The 21,077-nt window shown below is 43.7% G+C and carries 22 protein-coding genes and 2 riboswitches; of the genes, 6 read left to right on the forward strand and 16 right to left on the reverse strand.

What is annotated here, in order from left to right; all coding sequences use genetic code 11:
- Positions 1 to 9: 9 nt before the first annotated feature.
- From MHB63_01255 to MHB63_01285, 7 genes are all read right to left on the reverse strand, one after another.
- On the reverse strand, positions 10 to 258 hold the full coding sequence (locus tag MHB63_01255) for an aspartyl-phosphate phosphatase Spo0E family protein (GenBank protein ID MEK3805213.1): 249 nt from the start codon (positions 256 to 258) through the stop codon (positions 10 to 12).
- A gap of 252 nt (positions 259 to 510) precedes the next feature.
- Complete coding sequence (gene cbpA / locus MHB63_01260; protein ID MEK3805214.1) at positions 511 to 1,164, reverse strand: cyclic di-AMP binding protein CbpA; 654 nt, start codon at positions 1,162 to 1,164, stop codon at positions 511 to 513.
- A gap of 133 nt (positions 1,165 to 1,297) precedes the next feature.
- Entirely contained in the window at positions 1,298 to 1,831 is a 534-nt protein-coding gene (locus MHB63_01265; protein ID MEK3805215.1) for a cupin domain-containing protein, read from the reverse strand.
- Between the two features lie 25 nt (positions 1,832 to 1,856).
- Positions 1,857 to 2,489, reverse strand: a complete 633-nt coding sequence (locus tag MHB63_01270) for a methylthioribulose 1-phosphate dehydratase (protein MEK3805216.1) — start codon at positions 2,487 to 2,489, stop codon at positions 1,857 to 1,859.
- Entirely contained in the window at positions 2,486 to 3,148 is a 663-nt protein-coding gene (locus tag MHB63_01275; protein MEK3805217.1) for a 2-hydroxy-3-keto-5-methylthiopentenyl-1-phosphate phosphatase, read from the reverse strand. The genes MHB63_01270 and MHB63_01275 overlap by 4 nt, the downstream gene beginning before the upstream one ends.
- Positions 3,145 to 4,383, reverse strand: a complete 1,239-nt coding sequence (gene mtnW / locus MHB63_01280; protein ID MEK3805218.1) for a 2,3-diketo-5-methylthiopentyl-1-phosphate enolase — start codon at positions 4,381 to 4,383, stop codon at positions 3,145 to 3,147. Before mtnW ends, MHB63_01275 begins: the two co-directional genes overlap by 4 nt.
- A gap of 78 nt (positions 4,384 to 4,461) precedes the next feature.
- Positions 4,462 to 4,569: riboswitch (SAM riboswitch) on the reverse strand.
- A 53-nt stretch (positions 4,570 to 4,622) separates the two neighbouring features.
- Complete coding sequence (locus tag MHB63_01285; protein MEK3805219.1) at positions 4,623 to 5,813, reverse strand: pyridoxal phosphate-dependent aminotransferase; 1,191 nt, start codon at positions 5,811 to 5,813, stop codon at positions 4,623 to 4,625.
- A 101-nt stretch (positions 5,814 to 5,914) separates the two neighbouring features.
- Here MHB63_01285 and MHB63_01290 point away from each other — a divergent pair, with 101 nt between their 5' ends.
- From MHB63_01290 to mtnA, 3 genes are all read left to right on the forward strand, one after another.
- Positions 5,915 to 6,703, forward strand: a complete 789-nt coding sequence (locus MHB63_01290) for a carbon-nitrogen family hydrolase (protein MEK3805220.1) — start codon at positions 5,915 to 5,917, stop codon at positions 6,701 to 6,703.
- 97 nt (positions 6,704 to 6,800) lie between these two features.
- A riboswitch (SAM riboswitch) is annotated at positions 6,801 to 6,958 on the forward strand.
- Between the two features lie 131 nt (positions 6,959 to 7,089).
- Positions 7,090 to 8,274, forward strand: coding sequence for an S-methyl-5-thioribose kinase (gene mtnK, locus MHB63_01295; protein MEK3805221.1), 1,185 nt, complete (start codon positions 7,090 to 7,092; stop codon positions 8,272 to 8,274).
- 12 nt (positions 8,275 to 8,286) lie between these two features.
- Positions 8,287 to 9,348 carry an S-methyl-5-thioribose-1-phosphate isomerase gene (gene mtnA / locus MHB63_01300; GenBank protein ID MEK3805222.1) on the forward strand — a complete coding sequence of 354 codons (1,062 nt, stop codon included), beginning with the start codon at positions 8,287 to 8,289 and terminating at the stop codon, positions 9,346 to 9,348.
- 12 nt (positions 9,349 to 9,360) lie between these two features.
- On the opposite strand, the gene MHB63_01305 is transcribed toward mtnA, so the two are convergent.
- The 5 genes from MHB63_01305 to MHB63_01325 all read right to left on the reverse strand — a co-directional run bounded on the left by MHB63_01305 (position 9,361) and on the right by MHB63_01325 (position 15,230).
- Positions 9,361 to 9,834 (reverse strand): GNAT family N-acetyltransferase, encoded by a 474-nt coding sequence (locus MHB63_01305; protein MEK3805223.1) that lies wholly within the window; start codon positions 9,832 to 9,834, stop codon positions 9,361 to 9,363.
- Between the two features lie 10 nt (positions 9,835 to 9,844).
- Positions 9,845 to 10,426: a metalloregulator ArsR/SmtB family transcription factor gene (locus MHB63_01310; protein ID MEK3805224.1), complete on the reverse strand. Its 582-nt coding sequence runs from the start codon at positions 10,424 to 10,426 to the stop codon at positions 9,845 to 9,847.
- Between the two features lie 1,017 nt (positions 10,427 to 11,443).
- The gene (gene kynA / locus MHB63_01315; protein MEK3805225.1) at positions 11,444 to 12,304 is read right to left on the reverse strand and encodes a tryptophan 2,3-dioxygenase; all 861 of its coding nucleotides are present in this window, start codon (positions 12,302 to 12,304) and stop codon (positions 11,444 to 11,446) included.
- 232 nt (positions 12,305 to 12,536) lie between these two features.
- Entirely contained in the window at positions 12,537 to 13,031 is a 495-nt protein-coding gene (locus MHB63_01320) for a methylated-DNA--[protein]-cysteine S-methyltransferase (GenBank protein MEK3805226.1), read from the reverse strand.
- Between the two features lie 12 nt (positions 13,032 to 13,043).
- Positions 13,044 to 15,230 carry a PAS domain S-box protein gene (locus tag MHB63_01325; protein MEK3805227.1) on the reverse strand — a complete coding sequence of 729 codons (2,187 nt, stop codon included), beginning with the start codon at positions 15,228 to 15,230 and terminating at the stop codon, positions 13,044 to 13,046.
- 295 nt (positions 15,231 to 15,525) lie between these two features.
- On the opposite strand from MHB63_01325, the gene MHB63_01330 reads away from it, so the two are divergent.
- Positions 15,526 to 16,572, forward strand: coding sequence for an acyltransferase family protein (locus MHB63_01330; GenBank protein ID MEK3805228.1), 1,047 nt, complete (start codon positions 15,526 to 15,528; stop codon positions 16,570 to 16,572).
- Between the two features lie 116 nt (positions 16,573 to 16,688).
- Positions 16,689 to 18,455, forward strand: coding sequence for a B12-binding domain-containing radical SAM protein (locus MHB63_01335; protein MEK3805229.1), 1,767 nt, complete (start codon positions 16,689 to 16,691; stop codon positions 18,453 to 18,455).
- Positions 18,456 to 18,492: 37 nt separating this feature from the next.
- Here MHB63_01335 and MHB63_01340 read toward each other — a convergent pair whose 3' ends face one another.
- The 3 genes from MHB63_01340 to MHB63_01350 form a co-directional block, all read right to left on the reverse strand.
- Complete coding sequence (locus MHB63_01340) at positions 18,493 to 18,639, reverse strand: hypothetical protein (GenBank protein ID MEK3805230.1); 147 nt, start codon at positions 18,637 to 18,639, stop codon at positions 18,493 to 18,495.
- Complete coding sequence (locus MHB63_01345) at positions 18,636 to 18,812, reverse strand: hypothetical protein (protein ID MEK3805231.1); 177 nt, start codon at positions 18,810 to 18,812, stop codon at positions 18,636 to 18,638. The genes MHB63_01340 and MHB63_01345 overlap by 4 nt, the downstream gene beginning before the upstream one ends.
- An 87-nt stretch (positions 18,813 to 18,899) precedes the next feature.
- Entirely contained in the window at positions 18,900 to 19,037 is a 138-nt protein-coding gene (locus MHB63_01350) for a hypothetical protein (protein ID MEK3805232.1), read from the reverse strand.
- A gap of 75 nt (positions 19,038 to 19,112) precedes the next feature.
- Here MHB63_01350 and MHB63_01355 point away from each other — a divergent pair, with 75 nt between their 5' ends.
- Positions 19,113 to 19,448: a DUF3905 domain-containing protein gene (locus MHB63_01355; protein MEK3805233.1), complete on the forward strand. Its 336-nt coding sequence runs from the start codon at positions 19,113 to 19,115 to the stop codon at positions 19,446 to 19,448.
- 55 nt (positions 19,449 to 19,503) lie between these two features.
- Here the strand turns inward: MHB63_01355 and MHB63_01360 are convergent, their stop codons facing one another.
- A complete protein-coding gene (locus MHB63_01360; GenBank protein MEK3805234.1) occupies positions 19,504 to 21,066 on the reverse strand; it encodes a bifunctional metallophosphatase/5'-nucleotidase in 1,563 nt (520 codons plus the stop codon).
- Between the last annotated feature and the right edge of the window lie 11 nt (positions 21,067 to 21,077).

The raw sequence follows: 21,077 nt of genomic DNA on the forward strand, positions 1-21,077 counted from the left end.
TTTTTGATTTTATATAGTAAGTCCTTCCCGATCTGTCCATTTTTTCATAGAATGAATAAACCGCATAAAAGGGGGGGTTGTCCGGTTTTCCTCTTCAAAAACAATCTGCTGGTATTGGTTTAACAGCATGTCCAGTTCCTGGCTGCACTTCACGGCCTCGCTGCTCGTATATCCTCCGGCCCTTGCAGAGTCCATCATTTCTTTCCTTTTTGCATCGATGCTCTCAAGCAGCTGGGTCTTATCTGATACAGTTGACATTTTCTTCCCTCCGCCTCATCCAAAAATATCTGTTATGGGAATAAATATTCAAGTAAATTATTACAGATACTTCTAAACTTGTAAATAGATTAGCAAAATCCGACAGCTTTTTTACAGGACTTTTTGACAATTCTGTTAACACACCTGGATGAACCGGCTCATTTGCTTTTCTTTTCCCATATTCCCCCACTTTTAAACCTTTATTTTTAATTTTTTTAAAAATAAAAAGAACCGGAATTACCGGTTCTGCAGTTATTTTATCAGTACTTTCTCACTTTTATTTACATCATCCACTGCGGTCACTCTGAAATCTTTTTCTTCGAGTTTTTTGATGATTTTATGAAGCTTTTTTTCTGAAATATCATGGGACAGATTAACGATGATCCGTCTTAAATATGTATCTCCATTATCCAGAGTGAGCAGCCCTTCGATATTTACATCTTTGATGGCAGAGACGAGCTCCTTGATGGCACCCTTGTGTTCCTTAGTGCCGACAGTCAGGATATAGCCCCCTGTTTTCATGCCGAATGAATCTTCAAGAACGTCCATGATGTTTCCATGTGTAATGATTCCGGAAAATTCATCTTTTTCATTCAGGACAGCCAAAAATGGAAGCCTTCTGATTGTCAGAAACGTTTTAAAAAACGAATCCTCCTCGTAAACAAATGCATCCTTATCTGCAATCAAAGATTCAATTGAATCCTCATCCTTGCCCTGCTTTTCTACATAATAATCGAGCAGATCAACTTTATAGATCAAACCTGCGAAAACTGTTCCGTTGTCTTTCAGAACAGGAATGCTGCGGTAGCCTGATTCTTTCAGCAATTCGTAAGCTTCTTTTACAGTGCTCTCCGCCTTGCAGTACCTGACATCTTCTTTTTTAACAAAATTGTAGCGAATTTTCATGCTGACAATCCTCCCCTCTCTATATTGTTGAAAATTTACCATAGAACAGGGTAAGAGTAAAGAAAATTCGTATTATTTCGTCTAATGACCGGAAGAAACCCCCTTTCTGAAAGTGAAGGGGGTTTTAGACCGTTTAAGCCTGCTGCTGTTCTTTTTCGTAGATAGGCACCCATCCTTCAGTCGTTACAAAAATGCGGACTGCTACTACTTTGCGGTCTTCCTGAAGTGTAAAGTAGTGGCGGATGTTCGGAGGAACAGAGATCAGGTCGCCGGGGTCCAGTTCAACATCAAAAAATGAGCCGTCTTTTGCCTGGATAATAAAAATACCGTGGCCGCTGACAATAAAGCGGACTTCGTCATCTGTGTGATGGTGCTCCTGCTGGAAATTTTGAAGAAGCTGTTCAAGATTCGGCGTGCTTTCAGACAAAGAAATAACGTCCTGCGCCTTGTAGCCGCGGCGTTCCGAGATATCCGCAATTTCATTTGTGAACACCTGAAGAATTTCTTCTTTTTGTTCATCAGAAAGACTGTAGTTTTCTCTCAATGCCTCAGGCAGCTTCTCTATATCCCATTGCTCATAAATAACCTCCTGCGCATTAAGAAAAGCTGAAACTTCCTTTTGATCTGTTAATCTTTCATTCGTTTCTTGAAGTCGAATCGTCGCCATCCTTCATTCCTCCTGTATGTTTAATTTATCGCACGAGCGATTTTGCCTGTTTAAGAGCAAGTAATTTCACTTGATAGGAAAATAAAAATTCGCACGCTTCCAGCACTTTTTTGGCTTCAAAAGCGTCTTTTCCCCAAACCGTAATGCCGTGATTCCGAATGAGAACGGCACCAGAGCTGCCTTTGACATACCGTCCAAAGTCAGCAGCGAGAGCAGGAATATCCGCAGGGTTTTCGATGATTGGAATATGCCATTCCGCATCCTCTTCCCACAGCCCGAAAGCTTTAATAATCTCCTGCCCTTTGAAAGTGATTCCGCCTTCATCGCCATATATTTCAGAAATCACATTATTGTCTACGGTGTGGACATGGAGGCTGCAGCCGGCACTGGTCCGCTTATAGATTTCTACGTGCAGAAGGGTTTCCGCTGAAGGCCTTTGAGCTGTGTCTTCAAGGGGTGTTCCAGCACCGTCCACAAGCAGAAAATCTTCATCTGTTTCAAGTCTCTTGTCTTTTCCGCTTGATGTGACCAGAAATGAGAGCGGGTCGGAATGTACTTTTATCGCAAGATTTCCGCTTGTACCCGGGAACCAGTCCCGTTCCGCCAGTTCCCTTTTCACAGATGCAAGCTCACTCCATCGCTGTTTATATAAGCTCATACTGCCGCCTCCTGCCTTTTCTTAAGCCCTTCAATTACGTCATAAAAGCTTGAGAAAGCCTGATGGCGCAGCTTTAGTGCATCGCATTTTTCAAGAAGATAATCCCGGGCAAATACAAAATCTGCAAGCTTGGCCGCTTCAAGATCTGTCACCGAATCTCCGATCACAATGACCTCCTGATCAGAGGCAGCAAGCTTTCTGATGATGCTCGGCTTACAGCATCCGCAGTCATTTGTGCACCTGTCATCACATGAGTTCGGCCAGAGGATTTGAACATATTCCCCGCTGAAATCTGATTCATTGCAGTAGACGCGGTCATATGGAATTAGTCCGTTTAACAGCGGATAGACAAAAAAATCAATTCCTCCGCTCACAATGTACAGCGGTATTTCATTGTCTTTTGCAAATTGAACAAAATCTCTGAATCCGTCCCGGATTTGTGCGGTAAACAGCAAATGCTGAATCATATCCGCCTTGAGATGTGACGGGATCAGCTCAAACATCCTGCCGACTCCTTCACGGACTGAGATGCGCTGGCTTAAAACGTCATCTTTCAGAGAGTTCCACTCAGGAGGTGCAAATTGTTTCATGAGCGCGATAATATTGTCATTGTTTGTAATCGTGCCGTCAAAATCGCAGATAATAACCGGTTTGCTCATCGGTTCACCTCCACCTGACCCCATAGATCCAGCGCAAGCTGAAGGTCTTGTTGGCTTTTAGCTTTTTCAGATAATGAGATGCCTTCAAGCACAGCATCGATTGCAGAGCGAAAAGCTCTTCCGCCCGCCTGCGCACCGTTTGGATGCCCGTGTACGCCTCCGCCGGCATTAATGACACTGTCGATGCCAAAATCCTGAATCAGAACAGGCACAAGACCCGGATGAATTCCTGCTGATGGAACCGGAAACGTTTCTTTTAACCCAGTGCTCTCTTTGCACGCTGCACCGATAGACAGTGCGGCATCCCTTTCAAGTGCCACACTGCCGTATGGCGACGGGAAGAGGGAAAAGTCTGCTCCGCACTGGCGAAGCAATTTTCCAAGCAGCAGAGAATGTGAAATACCATAAAGGGCGGAAGAAGACAAAGCACCGCTTACAGCAGGGTGCGCCATGATCGGAACATGAATCTCCCTGTCTTCTGCAAGCTCCTGCAAAACGTCAAGACCATAAGCGAAAACATTAAAAAGAAGGGCGTCCGCCCCAAGCTTTGAAGCGCGTCTTGCCTTCTCTTTGAGGCTGAATGTCTTTCCGGTTAAGTTAACAGCGTACATCGCTTTATGGCCGGTCTCCTCATACACCCTGCCGAGCAATTCTTTTCCTGCTGTGATTCTTTGTTCAAACGGCGTAAGCGGATTGTCAAACAGGATTTCGTCATCCTTTACAAGATCAACGCCGCCAAGCACCTGATTTCTTAGCTGTTCTTTTAAAAACGATAGATCACGTCCGATGACTCCTTTGAAAATGCTCATGAGAAGAGGCCGGTTATAGACTCCGAGTTTTTCCCTGATGCCGCTTATGCCGAATGCAGGTCCCTGAAAAGAAGAAAGAAGATCTCCTGTAAACTCCAAATCAAGCAGTTTCACTTCCCCGTCAAGGGAAAGCTTTCCGAAAACCGTCGTCAGGACCGCAGGCAGGTCATGAGAATAGTTCACGCCGGGATAGAATATTTTCACAATTCCTTTTTTCACTTTTTTTCCGAGAAACTCGGCAATGCGTTCTTCAGCATCTGTTTCTTTAACGGAAACAACTTGACCCTTGTGCTGTTTCAGCTGCTGCTGTGTAAGCTCCGGAAGATCCGTCCATGAGCCGACCGTAAGGCTGGTGGCGATTCCTTCTGCTTTTTTTTCGATGCTGTACTGATCATAGATGAGATAAGTTGCTGTAACGCCGCTCATGATTGTACCTGCCTTTCGCATTTAAATAAAAAAGGTCCCCTCCGCTGACGGAAGAGACCTTATCTGAAATGGGTAAGATCCTTATCTGCCAGCAATTGCTGCAAGATTTAGCACCGTGCTTAAACACTGTTTAAGTCGGTTGCCGGGCTTCATCGGGCCAGTCCCTCCACCTGCTCTTGATAAGAATTGTATATGTTCTGAATAACCTGAAATTAATTTGGATTATGACAGCTTTTCCCTCAGCTGTCAACCGGCAATGAAAAGAGATTTAAAGATTTTATTCTATCTGCGGCTTCTCTTAATCTCTCTTCAGAGGTTAAGAGTCCGGCACGGACATATCCCTCACCAAACGTCCCGAATCCAATGCCCGGCGCCACGCATACATGAGCGTGTTCCAGCAGATAGTCAGCGAATGATTCCGATGTGAATCCCTCGGGTACAGGCAGCCATGCAAAGAATGATCCAGGCGGAGCCTCCACTTTCCAGCCGATGCCGTTCAGCGCGTTTATAAACGCCGCACGTCTGCTTTCATAGCGTGCGACAAGATCACTGACACAGTCCTGCGGGGCAAGAAGAGCAACAGCCGCAGCTTCCTGTATTCCGCTGAACACACTGACAAACATGTGATCCTGCAAAAGATTAATCGACTCTATGACGCTTTTATTGCCGACTGCAAAACCGATTCTCCACCCTGCCATATTATACGTCTTAGACAGCGTATAAATTTCGATTCCTGTCTCTTTTGCTCCATTTGACTCAAGAAAGCTGACTGGCTTTTTGCCGTCAAAACCGATGGCTCCATATGCAAAATCATGGACGACGCATAGATCATTTTCTTCTGCAAACGCAACCGTTTCATCGAAAAAGCGCCGGCTGGCCACTGCCCCTGTAGGGTTGTTTGGATAGTTTAAAAACATGAGCTTTGCATCCGCCTTTGCTTTTTCAGAGAGCTTGGAGTAGTCAGGCAAAAACTCATTTTCCTTCAAAAGAGGCATATATTCCATTCGGGCCCTCGCAAGCTCCACTCCTGACCAATAATCCGGATAGCCCGGATCGGGAACTAGAACCGTCTCACCGGGATTTAGCAGACACTGCGGGATTTCCACAAGACCTGCCTTTCCCCCAAAAAGAATGGCCACTTCTGTGTCAGGATCCAGTGTGACGCTATATTCCCTTTGATAAAATTCTGCTATCGCCGTTTTTAAAAAGCGCTGTCCTCTAAACGGTGAATATTTGTGATAGTCCGGTTTGCCTGCCGCTTCCTGCAGAGCTTTTACAATATGAGGCGGCGTCGGCTGATCGGGATTCCCCTGGCCAAGATTAATGACATCATGCCCGGCATCAATACTCGCATTTACTTTTGCAACGAGACTTGCAAAAAATTGTTTCGGAAGATTATTCAATAGCGTTGATTGCTCAAACTTTTTCATCTTTGCACCTTCTTGTGAAAATTCTTGAAATTCTAGTCAAAAATCATATATTGTTATAGTCAGCTTGTAAAGGAAAATATTTTTTAGCGGAGATGACGCATATGATACTTAAAATCGCCTGCCTGCAGACAGACATTGCATTCGGAAAACCGGAAGAAAACATTGCAGCAGTGGAAAAAAAGATAAAATCCATCATGCTCAGCGACAATCCTGATGTTATTGTCCTGCCGGAGTTATGGACGACCGGATATGACCTGACACGTCTTGATGTGCTGGCAGATGAAGAAGGAAAACGCACCCTTTCCCTGATGAGCGGCCTTTCAAAAAACTGCTCGGTTAATATCATAGCAGGGTCTGTAGCAAAAAGAACAGAAGCAGGAGTAACAAACACCATGTACGTGTTTAACAGACAGGGTGACCTCCTGCACGAATACAGCAAACTGCACCTTTTCAAACTGATGGATGAACACTTGTATCTAAATGGCGGCACAGAAAAGGGACTTTTTAAGCTTGAAGGAATTCAAAGTGCCGGAGTCATTTGCTATGACATCCGTTTTCCTGAATGGATCCGTGCTCATACGGTTAATGGGGCTGAACTCCTGTTCGTTGTTGCGGAGTGGCCGCTTCCGAGACTTCATCACTGGAAAACCATGCTGATCAGCCGCGCAATTGAAAATCAGTGCTACGTTGTTGCTTGCAACCGGGCGGGCAGCGATCCTGCAAACGTCTTTGCCGGCCATTCTATGATCATTGATCCATGGGGAGAAATTCTTGCTGAAGCAGGAACAGAGGAAGCCGTCCTTACAGCAGAAATCGACCTGGACAAAGTAAAAGAAATCCGAAAACAAATTCCCGTTTTTGAAGACAGACTTCCCCATTTTTATTTGTAACTTTCAAAAAAAAGCATTGACATATTTCTTTAAAACCTGTTAACATTCAGAACAAGTGATCAATTGCGAATTGTTCGAAAACAAAACCTAATAGAATCTCTTATCAAGAGCAGGCGGAGGGATTTGGCCCTATGATGCCCAGCAACCGACCGTAAAACCATTGCGAAATGGGGCGCAGCTTTTTGCGCCGGAAGACATCTTCCACAAGGCACGGTGCTAATTCCAGCAGAAAGACATCTTTCTGGCAGATAAGAGGTGCGAAGCCTGCGCCTTCAAGCCTCTTTCCCTGTGAAAGAGGCTTTTTTACATGTGCATGGCCTCTTTCTCAGACGACATGTTCCTGCTGCTGGCAGTAAAAGTCCATATGAAACCGGAGGAAGAAACCCATGTCAAACTATCAATCATATCAACCATTAACAGAAAGCGCTGCCGTCACTCTTGCCCTCAGGCTTGGATTATTTGAAGAAAAAAGTGTGCTTTCCTGCACGGAAATAGGAGACGGCAACTTAAATCTCGTTTTCCGCATAACCGACCAATCAAATAAAGGTCTGATCGTTAAACAGGCTCTTCCATATGCAAAGGTTATTGGCGAGAGCTGGCCGCTTACGCTTGACCGCGCAAGAATTGAAAGCAGCGCCATGCTCAAGCAGGCTGAAACGGCAGGAGAATACGTGCCGAAGATTTATTACTCTGATGAAACACTTGCCATAACAGCCATGGAGGACCTATCCCATCTTCAGATTGCACGCGCTGGGTTGATCGAAGGCAAAGAATTCCCTCTTCTCGGGCGCCACATTGGTGAATTTCTTGGAAAAACCCTTTTCTACAGCTCGGATTTCGCTTTAAATCCGCAGACAAAAAAGCAGCTGGTCAAGCAGTTTTCAAACCCTGAGCTCTGCAAAATAACGGAAGATTTCGTTTTTACAGATCCCTTTTTTGATGTGGAATCAAACAGTTTTGAAGATGAACTGAGACCTGCAGCAGAAGCCATTTGGAACGACACGGAACTAAAGCTTGAAGTTGCCAAGCTGAAGCACAAATTTTTAACAGAAGCCGAGACCCTTGTTCACGGAGATCTTCATACGGGAAGTATTTTTGCAGATGATGAAACAACAAAAGTCATTGATCCCGAATTTGCTTACTATGGACCAATTGGTTTTGACTACGGGCATTTCACGGCAAATTTATTGATGAATGCCATTTCACGTGAGGAAGCAAAACAGCAGGTCCTCCTGGATCATATTGATACGGCCTGGACTGTATTTGCCGGGGAGTTTTCTAAAGCATGGGAGAAAGACGGCCTTGAAGTTTACACAGAAGTCGACGGCTATCTTTCCTTCATCCTGGAAAAAACGTTTGAAGATGCGGTTGGCTTTGCCGGTGTGGAAATCATCAGAAGGACAATCGGGCTTGCGCACGTTGCAGACCTTGATTTGGTAGAGCCGCATGACAGAAAGATTGAAGCGAAAATCCGCGCGCTCGAACTTGGAAAAAAACTCGTTAAGAACCGCAGCAGCATCAAAACACCTGCACAAATTGCAGACTATTTCAAACAAGTACCTGTCAGATAAGGAGCATTCATCATGACATATCAGCAATCCATCATACCCCGTTCTGTCGAATGGAAAGAATCCTATATCCGCCTTCTTGATCAGCAGAAACTGCCTGCTGTGAGTGAATACCTGCACCTTGAAACGATTGAAGAGGTCTGGGATGCCATCAAAACCCTTAAAGTGCGCGGAGCCCCTGCAATCGGCATTGCAGCTGCTTTCGGGCTCGCGCTCGCGGCAAAAAAATATGAAACAGATGATATTTCGGAATTTCAAAAACTGCTTTCCCGCGACCATGATTATCTTGCCAGTTCAAGACCGACTGCCGTCAACCTTTTCTGGGCTCTCAACCGCTTAAAAAACAGTGTACAGCATGCCCTGTCCACAGAAGAAGCAAAAACAGTTCTGCTGCATGAAGCGATTCAAATTCAAGTTGAAGATGAAGAAACGTGCAGGAAAATCGGCGAGCATGCCCTGCCTCTTTTTAGTGCAGGTGACGCTGTTATGACCATATGCAATGCAGGCTCTATTGCGACAGCAAGATACGGAACGGCCCTCTCGCCTTTTTATCTCGCGAAAGAAAGAGGCATCCCCTTAAGTGTATATGCCTGTGAAACACGTCCCGTACTGCAGGGATCAAGACTGACAACATGGGAGCTTATGCAGGCAGGCGTTGATGTAACGCTCATAACAGACAGTATGGCTGCCCATACGATCCGCACAAAACAGATTTCAGCCATCATTGTCGGAGCTGACCGGATTGCTGCAAATGGAGATACAGCCAATAAAATCGGCACATACGGCCTTGCCCTTCTTGCACATGCTTTCCAGATTCCGTTTTATGTAGCTGCGCCCCTTTCGACGTTTGATCCTGAGACAGGCAGCGGGGATGACATCCCAATAGAAGAACGTGATGCGGAAGAAATCACTCATATAGCGGGCTGCCGTGTTGCACCTGAAGGAGTGCAGGTCTTTAATCCGGCATTTGATGTAACGCCTCATGAATTGATCACAGGCATTATTACAGAGGAAGGTGTTCTATCCGGAGACTACCTGCTGGAAATAGAAAGCCTCTTTCAAAAAGTCAAAAAGTAGAGCCATCCGGCTCTACTTGATTTGTTTTGCGAAGTGGATGATGGGCTTTCCTTTGTAAACTCCCTCTTTAAAAGCAGAATACCCCATCTTCATCCAATACTTCCTGCCCCGCTCATTCTCTGTCAGGACTCCAAGCCTCATTTCGGTAAACCCTTCATCCTGAAGCAGTTTTTCTGCTGTCTCATATGCTGCAGCGGCATATCCTTTTCCTTGGTAGGAACGGTGAAGAATAAACAAGCCGATCCATGGTTTTTTATCACTCGGATTAAGCGGGCAGTATTCAAAAATGCCTGCAGGAACATCGCCGTCCATGATTAAAAATCGTTTGGCACTGACTGCTTTTCCTTCTTCCCTGTCTTCTGCTATGTTCTGCTTGTTAAGTATTTCCCTGTCTTCAGAAATCAGGTTATAAGCAGGATTCGAGTTCATGATACAGAGTTCTTCATCAAGAAGATGTTCATCTTGCACCGGAACAAACGTCAGCATACAATGTCCCCTATTCAATCTTCGCCCACAGCTCTTTGGGGTTCAGTTCATAGATGCTGTTCTCGCGGTACATCATATGATTCACTATCAATTCCCGCCTGATCGTCGCAAAGTCTTCGTGATATTTTTTAATGATGTCATTAATCTCTTTTTCCGGATATTTTCTTCCCGGCTCAAACTCTTTAACTAAGTGATATAAAACAATAAGCCTTCTTTTTCGCTGCGGCGGAATGGTTTTTAATTTTCCATCCTTTGTTAAATAATTCCCCAGAATTTTCGCATGTTCACCCGTTTTTTCCTGATTCATCTCAAGCTCCCCTTTTCCAGTGACAATTTCCATCATCCCAAGTGAAAGCTGCTGCAGCAGCTTTTCGTTCACCTGAAAATAGACGGTGTTTTTTACCCGTTTTTCAGTGACAAGGCCAATCTCTCTAAGTTTCGTTAAATGATGTGTGATAGTAGGCGGCGTCAGGCCCAGTATTCCGGCAAGCGCCTGCCCGTTTTTAGGGCTTTTCGCCAAAAGAGCCAGTATCCGGATGCGCGTAGCATCTCCCATTACTTTGTGAAATGTGACAAGTTTGCCGAGCTGTATAATCGTTCCCCTCCATCTAATTCGATTACTATCTAATTAGATGATAATCAAATTAGATATTTCTGTCAATCTGGTTTTTGAAAATCTTGCGGTCTTGCAGGGGAGGAGGGTAAGTGCTCTTTAGGGATGTTACTGCACTAAATATGAGTGGTACCGGGGTGTAAGTGTTCTTAAACGATGTTTGCAACAAGAACTCGCATTCACAGCAAGACCAAAGTGTTCTTAAACGATGTTTACAACAAGAACTCGCATTCACAGCAAGACAAAAGTGTTCTTAAACGATCTTTGCAACAAGAACTCGCATTCACGACAAGACGAAAGTGTTCTTAAACGATCTTTGCAACAAGAACTCCGATTCACAGCAAAACGAATGTGTTCTTAAACAATGTTTGCAACACGAACTCGCATTCACATTAAAACGAAAGTGTTCTTAAACGATTTTTGCAGCAAGAACTCCGATTCACGACAAGACAAAAGTGTTCTTAAACAATGTTTGCAACAAGAACTACGATTCACAGCGAGACAAAAGTGTTCTTAAACGATGTTTGCAACAAGAATTCCGATTCACTTCAAGATAAAAGTGTTCTTAAACTATGTTTGCAACAAGAACTACGATTCACAGCAAGACCAAAGTGCTCTTAAACTATGTTTACAACAAGAACTCGCATTAACAGCAAGACCAAAGTGTTCTTAAACGGTGTTTACAACAAGAACTCCGATTCACAGCAAGACAAAAGTGTTCTTAAACGATGTTTACAACAAGAACTCGCATTCACAGCAAGACAAAAGTGTTCTTAAACGATCTTTGCAACAAGAACTCGCATTCACAGCAAGACGAAAGTGCTCTTAAACGATGTTTACAACATTTATTGTGATTGGCACATGCGCGTAAGTGTTCTTAACCAACTTTTACAACACGAACTACAATTAGTCCGAACCCATAAGTGCTCTTAAACGATGGCCTACAACACAACCGCAAAGAAAAAAGACCCAAGCATTCAGCTTGGGCCCATGTCATCATAATTTTGTCCGGATATCCCACAGTTCGGGGAAAAAACGGTGATCGAGTACTTTTTTCAAGTAGGTGACCCCTGAAGAGCCGCCTGTTCCTTTTTTAAATCCAATGATTCGTTCGACTGTTTTCATGTGGCGGAAACGCCATTGCTGAAGCCAGTCCTCAATATCAATCAATTTCTCGGCAAGCTCATATAAGTCCCAGTAGGTGCCGGTATTCCGGTATACTTCCAGCCATGCTTCCTCTACGGATGCATCACCTTTATAGGTCAGTGAATGATCCCTGTTCAGGATTTCATCTTTAATTGGAAGCCCTGCTTTAGCAAGAGCCTGAATGGATACATCATATATGCTTGGGCTATTAAGGGCTTTTGACAGCTCGCTGTGCAGCTCTTGATCTTTTTTGTAAATTTCCAGAACATGCGTGGTTTTATAGCCGAGGGCAAATTCAATCAGTCTGTACTGATGGGACTGAAATCCTGAAGCCTGACCGAGCTTGTCCCGGAACTGCACATATTCAGACGGCGTTAATGTAGAAAGCACGTCCCATGCTGCAATAATCTGTGACTGGATTTTTGACACACGGGCAAGCATTTTGAATGCCATTGACAGATTTCCCTCTTCAATTGCCTGTATGCTCGCCTGAAGCTCATGAAGGATGAGCTTCATCCATAGTTCGCTGACTTGATGGATAATAATAAACAGCATTTCATCATGATGGCCTGAAAGGCGGTTCTGACTGCCAAGCAGCTGTCCTAGACTCAAGTATTCCCCGTACGTCATCCGGCTGCTGAAATCGGTATGTATCCCTTTTTCGTCTTTTGGATCTTTCACATGACTCTCCCCCGCTCCATTTCTCCTCATGCAAAAGGAGTTCAGCGCTTGAACTCCATTTCCCTTTATCTGTTCTTATCAGTTAAAATCAGCTTTTTCTGTTCTTCTGTCAGCACATGCATGGCAGTCAGGAGACTCGTATAAAATGCAAGTTTATTCGGCCGTTTCCACATTTCAAGCCCGCCCTTTCAATTTGCCCTTGAGCAACTTTTTTACCCTTACCAAATGATATGTCGCTGGGGCTAAAAAGTGACAAGCAAACCTACATTTTATACGGTATTTTTTCCAGGTCCAGCAGCACTTGCTTTAAATGGACATTCGCTCCCGCATACCCCGTCATACGTCCGTTTGCTCCAATTACCCGGTGACATGGCACAATGATGGGAAGATTATTTTTTCTGTTGGCCTGGCCGACGGCGCGGACAGCTTTTGGGTTGCCGGTCTTTACAGCGATGGCCTGATACGTGCAGGATGTGCCATACGGAATTTCAGTGAGCGCCTGCCACACCTTTTCCTGAAATGCTGTTCCCTTTTGCTTCAGCGGCAGACTGAAATCTTTTCTTGTGCCTGCAAAATATTCGTTGAGCTGCTTCTCTGCTTCATTGAGCAGAGGGTCTTCACTGTTTTCCTGCACTTGATTTTTTTCCATAAACTCATGTAAGTGTTCTTCCTTTAAAAAAAGATTCGTTATATATGTTCCGTCTGATGCTATGCGGAGAATCCCCATTGGCGTGCTGACTGATTTATATGCGTTCATGATGTCTTCCTTTCAGCATGTCTGATGAAGCGGCAAGCTGATATGAAAAGCTGTCCCTTTTCCGACTTCGCTTTCAACCTCCACTTTTCCGCAGTGCTCTTCGATAATTTTGTAGCTCACCATAAGGCCGAGTCCTGTGCCCCTGTCTTTTGTTGTATAAAAAGGTTCCCCGAGCCGTTTAATTTTGTCTTCAGGAATGCCTGACCCTTCGTCAATGATCGAAATATGAAGTTCATCTTCGTTTTTCAGTGAAATATGGACCTGGATTGTACCGCCTGACGGCATAACCTCAATCGCATTTTTTAATATATTGATAAAGACTTGCTTGAGCTGGTTCGGCTCACAGTATACATGAGGCACACAGCCGTTATGAAAAAGCTCAATCTGCACATTGACCAATATAGCCTGCGCGTTCAAAAGATCGATTGTTTCCTTCATTATGGTCACGACATCTTTTTCCTGATAAGAAATGGCCTGAGGCTTTGCGAGTATGAGAAATTCTGTAATGATGGATTCAATCCTGCTCAGTTCTGATGTAATCACGTTGAAATACATGGAAAAATCTTCTTTTACATTGGCTTCGAGCAGCTGGATAAAACCTTTTAATGCCGTCATCGGATTTCGGATTTCGTGCGCAATGCCTGCTGCAAGCTCTCCGACAACGCTCAGCGTGTCAGATTTGCGGAGCCGTTCTTCAAGCTCCTTCTTCTCCGTAACGTCTCTGAAAATAGCCAGGTTCATATTTTCGATAATATGCCGTTTTAATGAAAATTCGAGAATTTTTTCTTTGTTGTTCTGGAGTTTAAATGGAATTTCTTCTGTCATTTCGTCCATGAGATACATGGCGCTGCCTTCCATTTTATCATAGGAAATCAGCTCATGCAGATTGTACTTATGGATGTCCTCAAGAGGAATCTCAAGGATTTTTCCAGCTGCCTGATTGGCGTCAATAATCGTGTAATTGTCATCGATCAGCACAATGCCGTCCATGGCCCCGTTGAAAATTTTTCTGAATTTCTGTTCGCTTTCCCTTAATTCTTTTTCCATCTGCTTACGGTCGCTTACATTCCGGAGGATGGTCAGATGGTGCCCGTCTGTTACGTCCATTTTAGATGTAAATTCCAGCTGTTTGCACTGGCCGTTCGGCATATAAAACAAGAGCTCCTCGCGAATAGCTCCTGATTTTACATATTTCTTTTTGACTGTCCTGAATTTGGATTCACTGGCATCCATAAAATCAAAGATGCTGCTGCTAATCAGGTTTTCCATTGAAAGCTCAAACGTTCTGCAGGCTGACTGATTGGCGCTGATGATCCGCCCGTCATTGTTCCAGATAATGATGGCATCTATGGCATTTTCAAATATTTCCCTGAAACGTTCCTCGCTTTTGAACAGTTTCATTTCCATATTCCTTTTTTCCGTAATGTCTCTCATAATGGCCATGTTAAATCCGCTGAGCACATTGGAGGTGGATGTAAATTCAAATACTTTTCTGCGCCCTGACAAAAGCGTCACGGGCATTTCCCCTTTTGCTCTGCCTCCTTCATTCAAAATAGACCAGAGTTTATCGAGTTTAAACTGGTTCTCGTGCTCAACAAAATCCTCAAGCTTAAATGAGCCCAGGCTGGTTTTATCTATTTCAAAATTCAGACAAAAAGAGCCGTTCGCATCTATAAACTGGCCGCTTCCGTCAAAAATGACGATGCCGTCAACCGCCCTGTGAAACAGATCTTTAAAGAGCTGTTCGTTGATTGTCCGTTCCCGCTCAAGCATTTTATTGGAGGAAATATCCCTCATAAGTGCGAGATGCCGGGTTCCGAGCGCATTTTTCTTAATGGACAGTTCAATAAATTTCACCTGGCCATTGTCAAGCTTGATAATCAGTTCATCTTCTATTTGATCCCTGTCACGAAGCTCGTCAACTTGATTCAGCAGCTGCTGGTGGGGAACAAGCGAAAGAAAATCACACATCTTTCTCTTGCCCATTTCAAGCTTATCCAGCTGAAAAAGGTGACAGGCAGATTTGTTGCAATCTATAAAATGAAACGATTCATCAAGAATAATGATCGCTTCCATCGCACTTTCAATAATCAATTCCTGCTGACGGCTCTTTTCTGCAAGCCGCTTATTTTCTTCTTTTAATATCGTGATCTGCTCCTGCAATGACGTCACTTCACATTCATTCATTACTTTGCTCATGCATCATTCCGCTCCTTGCCGACGGGCAAATTTTCATCTCCCCTGTAATTCTACAGAATACTGAATAGTCCTTCACCGTTTTACCGGATTTGACAATTTTATTGCTAAGGACCTATGCAAAAGGGAGCAATCGTGAATAAGTGCAAAAATTCGTTCTTTTTACACGCACCTAACAACTTCTTTACAATCCCTTTAAAAAAGGCTATATTGCTGTTTGGCTGTTTTAAACTCTTTTGAGGAAGGGTAGAAAGGGTAGTAATATCCCTTATGGGAAAACTAACTGCAGGAGCCTTTAATGACTTCTGTGAAAATGGGTGATACTGTGAAAAATCGTGAAAGCTATTTCGATAATGCGAAATTTATTCTGATCATTCTTGTTGTGTTTGGTCATGTTATTCGCTCATTTATTGATGATAACGAATTTATGCTGAATGTATATAAATTTGTGTACACCTTTCATATGCCTGCCTTCATTTTAATATCAGGCTTCTTTGCAAAAGGGTACAACAAAAAAGGCTATGTACAGAAAATCTTTAAAAAACTGATTATCCCGTATTTAATTTTCCAGGGAATTTACTCAGTTTATTACTTCCTTGTTGAATCCGAAAGCGCTCTTGCCGTCAATCCGCTCGACCCGCACTGGTCGCTTTGGTTCCTGATGAGCTTATTTTTCTGGAATCTCTTCCTGTTTGCCTATACGAAGCTTGATAAAAGAACGGCCATTCTTGTTGCCATCACACTTGGCGTTGGGATAGGCTATGTGGATTCGGCAAGCAATTACTTGAGTGTGTCAAGAACATTTGTCTTCTTCCCGCTGTTTTTAGTCGGGTTCTATCTGGATAAATCACACTTCAAGCGACTGACCGGAGTAAAAGTGCGTCTTGTGTCAACCGCTATGCTGATGGCCGTTTTCGCCGCCTATTTCTTTATGGATTTTGACTACGAGTGGCTGTTTGGTTCTAAACCCTACTCTCAGTTTGGCGGAGTCGGCATTGAAGACGGCCTGATCCGTCTCGGATTTTACACACTGACATTTGTCCTGACATTCAGTTTTCTTTCCCTGATTCCTAAAAGCCGCTTTTTCTTTACACATTGGGGGACACGGACATTTTACGTTTACCTGCTGCACGGATTCATTGTCAGATCCTTGAGAAACAGCGAGGCTCTCGAATGGCTTAAAGATTATCAGAGCGTCACCCTGATTGTTCTTCTGTCCATTCTTCTGACATTCATCTTATCTACAAATGCTGTTAAAACTGTTACACAGCCGATTATTGAGCTTAAAGCAACAAATCTGCGCAAATTCTTCAAAAACAGAGAAGAAAAGGTGCAGTACCGCTAAGAATAGAACCCGCTGCTTGTGCAGCGGGTTTTTCCATGTTTTTAGGTCGCTTTATTATGGATAAAATGTGATAGAATAGATAGGATTAAAAATTATGTTAGAAGTGGTGTTAATAAATGAACGTTGTACTAAGTACGCTGAACGCAAAATATATCCACACAAGTCTTGCCCTGCGCTGCCTGAAAGCTCATGCCCAGCCTGACTTTGAAGTGGCCATTGCTGAATATACAATTAAAGATCCGGCAATGAATGTAGTGACCGATCTGTTCCGCATGAAACCTGATGTCGTTGGTTTCAGCTGCTATATTTGGAATATCGAAGAAACCATTAAGATCATGAAAATGATGAAAAAAATCAACCCTTCCCTCATCATCGTGCTCGGCGGTCCTGAGGTGACGTACGACACAAGAGAATGGATGGAATCCATACCTGAAGCGGATTATATTGTCATTGGCGAAGGTGAAGAGACATTCAAGCAATTTTTGGCTGCCCTTCAATCAGACAAAAACATGAAGAATGTTTCCGGAATTGCCTACAGAAATCATGGCGAGGTCATGATCAATCCTCAGCGGAATAAGATCAATCTGGCTGAACTTGCTTCTCCTTTTCGTTTTGAAGAGGATATCCCCCACCTTTCAAAGCGGGTTACCTATATTGAAACAAGCAGAGGGTGTCCGTTCAGCTGCCAGTTCTGTCTGTCTTCCATTGAGGTCGGGGTCCGTTATTTTGACCGTGAAAAAGTTAAAGATGACATCCGCTACCTGATGCAAAACGGCGCCAAAACCATTAAGTTTGTTGACAGGACGTTTAACATCAGCAGAAGCTATGCGATGGAAATGTTTCAGTTTCTTATCGATGAGCATCTGCCCGGAACGGTTTTTCAATTTGAAATAACCGCTGACATTATGCGGCCTGAAGTCATCCAGTTTTTAAATGACAATGCCCCAAAAGGTCTTTTCCGTTTTGAAATCGGCGTGCAGTCCACAAATGATGCGACAAATGATCTTGTGATGAGACGCCAGAATTTCAGCAAGCTTACGAGGACTGTCACAATGGTTAAAGAAGGCGGAAAGATTGACCAGCATCTTGATTTGATAGCAGGGCTGCCTGAGGAGGACTATACGTCGTTTAAAAAGACATTTAACGATGTATTTGAAATGCGTCCGGAAGAACTGCAGCTCGGCTTCTTAAAAATGCTTCGCGGAACAGGCCTGCGTCTGCGCGCTGCAGACCATGATTATGTCTATATGGACCACTCGCCTTATGAAATTCTGAAAAACAATGTCCTTTCATTTGAAGATATCGTGAAGATTAAGCAAGTGGAAGATGTACTTGAGAAGTACTGGAATGATCACCGGATGGATGCAACGGTAGAATTTCTGATCAAGAGTGTGTTTGAAACTCCGTTTGATTTTTTCCAGCAATTCGGCACCTACTGGGACGAACAGGGCTGGGTCCGCATCGGCCATCAGCTTGAAGACTTATTTAAACGCCTTTATGAGTTCCTGTCTGTCCATCATAAAGAACAGGCTGACTTGGCAGAAGGATTTATGAAATACGACTATCTGTCTTCTCAAAAACATAAACCGCGCAAGCCGTGGTGGAACGATATGCTGACGAAGTCAGAACGCAGCACCATTTATCAGGCGATTCTTTCTCAGCCGTCATTGCTTGGAAAAGAATTCGAAGCAAAAGCTTTTACTGAAAAAGATCTTTATAAGCATACAATCCTTGATAAGGTGCCGTTTGACATGGATGCATATTTAAGAACCGGAGAGGTGATGCCCGGCGAGAGCATCCTGCTTGTTCATTATGATCCAGTTACACGCACTGCAAGCTCCTATGCTGTACAAGAAAATAGACTGCACAATAAAGTCAGCTGACAAACAAAGAAGAACCGCCCCCTGAGCGGTTCTTCTTTTATTTGCATGTCTTCTTTTTGGATGATGCCGCCTCCAAAAACTTCGCTGAATTATAATCGCCCATTTCTGTGCCGAACTCTTCTTTCAGCAGATCAGGATCCATCTGCTTTTTATGCTGTCCGCTCTCTTTGCTTTTGTGTGTCATGAGAATGACCCTCCTGAACGTCCCTTGCTGCCGTTTTTACTGTTGCGGTTTGCACCCTTGGCAGGATTTTCGCTGCTGTAGACCGCTTCTGCAGCAAATTCAGTATCGGCCATGCTTTCTTTTGGTGTTGTATTATTTTTCACTGCCTGATTTCTAGCGGCTTTTCTTTTCATCTTCATACCCCCCTGAAAGTTCGTGAGAAGCACCTCACTGTTTATAGTGTTAGGCGAATCCGGATCATTCATTAGAGGGAAAACGAGTCAGTTTTGCTGTTTATTGTGTTTGTAGGCAATTAGTACAATCTCTTCGCCTGTTTGTTCTCTCAGTTCACTTTCCATCTTTTTCACCTTTTCAAGAAACTGATCCTGAAGAGCTGCAACCGGAAATTCATTTTTCATATCCTTTTCCTCCTTAAAGATGTCTCTTTCATAGCCTGCCAAAAAGCAGACAATACTACTACAGAGGTGATGAATATGAGTGAAAAAGATGAATTTACGATGGATGAAACGATGCCTCATCAGGCAAGTGCCCCGTCCTTTAAAGGAACAAGCATAACCATGAAAAAACCCTTTATCAATGAATACGGCGTTTTAATCGGAGACAGTTTTTATGATTCCAAACAGTCTCCCTTAAATCAGTGGAGCGATGATGTCGACCCTTCCATCATGGCGGGCGATCAATGGGTCCATCCTACAAACGACATTGGCTGGAACACACCTGAAAACCGGGAGCTTTTAGAAAGCAAAAAAAAGCCTGATGGCTTTCCGTTTACTCATCCTGATAAAGATGCAGGCTATGGACAGGATTAGAAATTAGCCCTGTTTTCCCCAAAGGCGCAGCCATTGGGGATCTTTTTCGCAGAAGTTATTGATGGAATTTTTCGACAAAATATGCAGACAGCACATCTGAAAGTTCCGGTCCTTTTTGAATGATTTCCCCTGATTTAAATGCCTCAAAGCCATCTCCGCCTGATGCAAGGTAATTGCTTGCAGCCGCACGATACATTTTTTGATCTTCAATAACTTCTCCATCTTCTGTCTTTAATGCTTTTATCCGCTCTCCCTTTGGCGCACTCCGGTCGATCTCAAAGGTCAGTCCTTGCGTTTGAAGCAAATTCTCTGCTTTTAAACTCCACTGCTGTTCAAGAATCTCTCTTATTTGTTTTCCAGATAGAGAAATTTCTGCTGCGTAATGATTAAAAGGGAGCGCGGCAATGACGTGCTGTTTTGTCACAGGCCCTCTCTTCAGGCTTTCCCTGATGCCGCCATGATGAACGAAAGCAATATCAGTATTCATTTCTTTCATCATAGATTCTGCCAGGAGTGCGGCAAGAGGAGAATGGCCCTGATCATTCTTTTTTCTTGATAAATCGTGGGGAAGACTCCCTATTTCCTTGCTGTATTCGGCTCCGACCCGCTTCTTATATTTTTCAATAAGCTTCAGAGAACCTTCATCGGGTGGTGCCTGACTGTGGTCTGTCAGAATAATTTGTGCTTCCTTCTGGATAATTTCCTTCTGGTCGCGGTCAATGAGAAGCGTTACATCAGAAAAGGCTTTCCCGTAAGAATAGCTCTGAACAATCATCTTGTTTCCAACTCTGGTATTTGCACGCTTATGGCTGTGAGCCCCGAATATGACATCTACTTCATCGGTGATTTTCGGAGCCATCTCGATCAGTTCTTCTCCTGCATGTTCACCGTTTTCATCTGATGATGCAGCTGCATGCGCCAAAACGATGATTGACTCAACACCAAGCTTTTTCAATTGTGAAGCTGCCTGATTGATTGCCTCAGACTCATCCGTTATTTCAATCTGCTCCCGGTTTTCAGGCAGCAGAAATTGATTGGTTTCTTTTGTTACAACACCGATTATGCCTAACTCTACGCCGTCAATTTTTTTAATTGTGTATGCTGGAAAAATTGGCTTTCCTGTCTGTTTATCAATCACATTGGCTGAAACATAATCAAAATCGGCACCTTTAAAGTATCCTGTACTACTATGATACCCTCCATTTATCAGTCTTTTAAGCTCGCCGATTCCTCTGTCAAATTCGTGGTTTCCCGGTGTTCCCGCATCAAACTTAAGCTGATTCATAAACTCAATAGTCGGTTCATCCATAAACAAGGATGACAGCGGCGGACTTCCTCCTGTCATATCACCCGCATGCAAGAGCAGCGAGTGCTCATGCATCTCTCTCCGTTTGTTAAGATGAGAAGCAAGATATTCGGCTCCGCCAACCTTTTTGCCAGATTGAACAGAATGAGTGTCCAGCTGTCCATGAAAATCATTCACACCAAGCAGATGAATTTCTGTGAGTTTGTTATCATCTGTGCCTGCCCGCCCTTGACTTTCTCCAAAAACAGATGCAAAAAATAAAAATAAGACAATCATGAATAAAATGCCTGCTGTTTTTACAGAATGCTTCATTGGCCTTCCCT

Source organism: Bacillus sp. FSL H8-0547 (assembly GCA_038002745.1).
Classification (GTDB): Bacteria; Bacillota; Bacilli; order Bacillales; family Bacillaceae; genus Bacillus_P.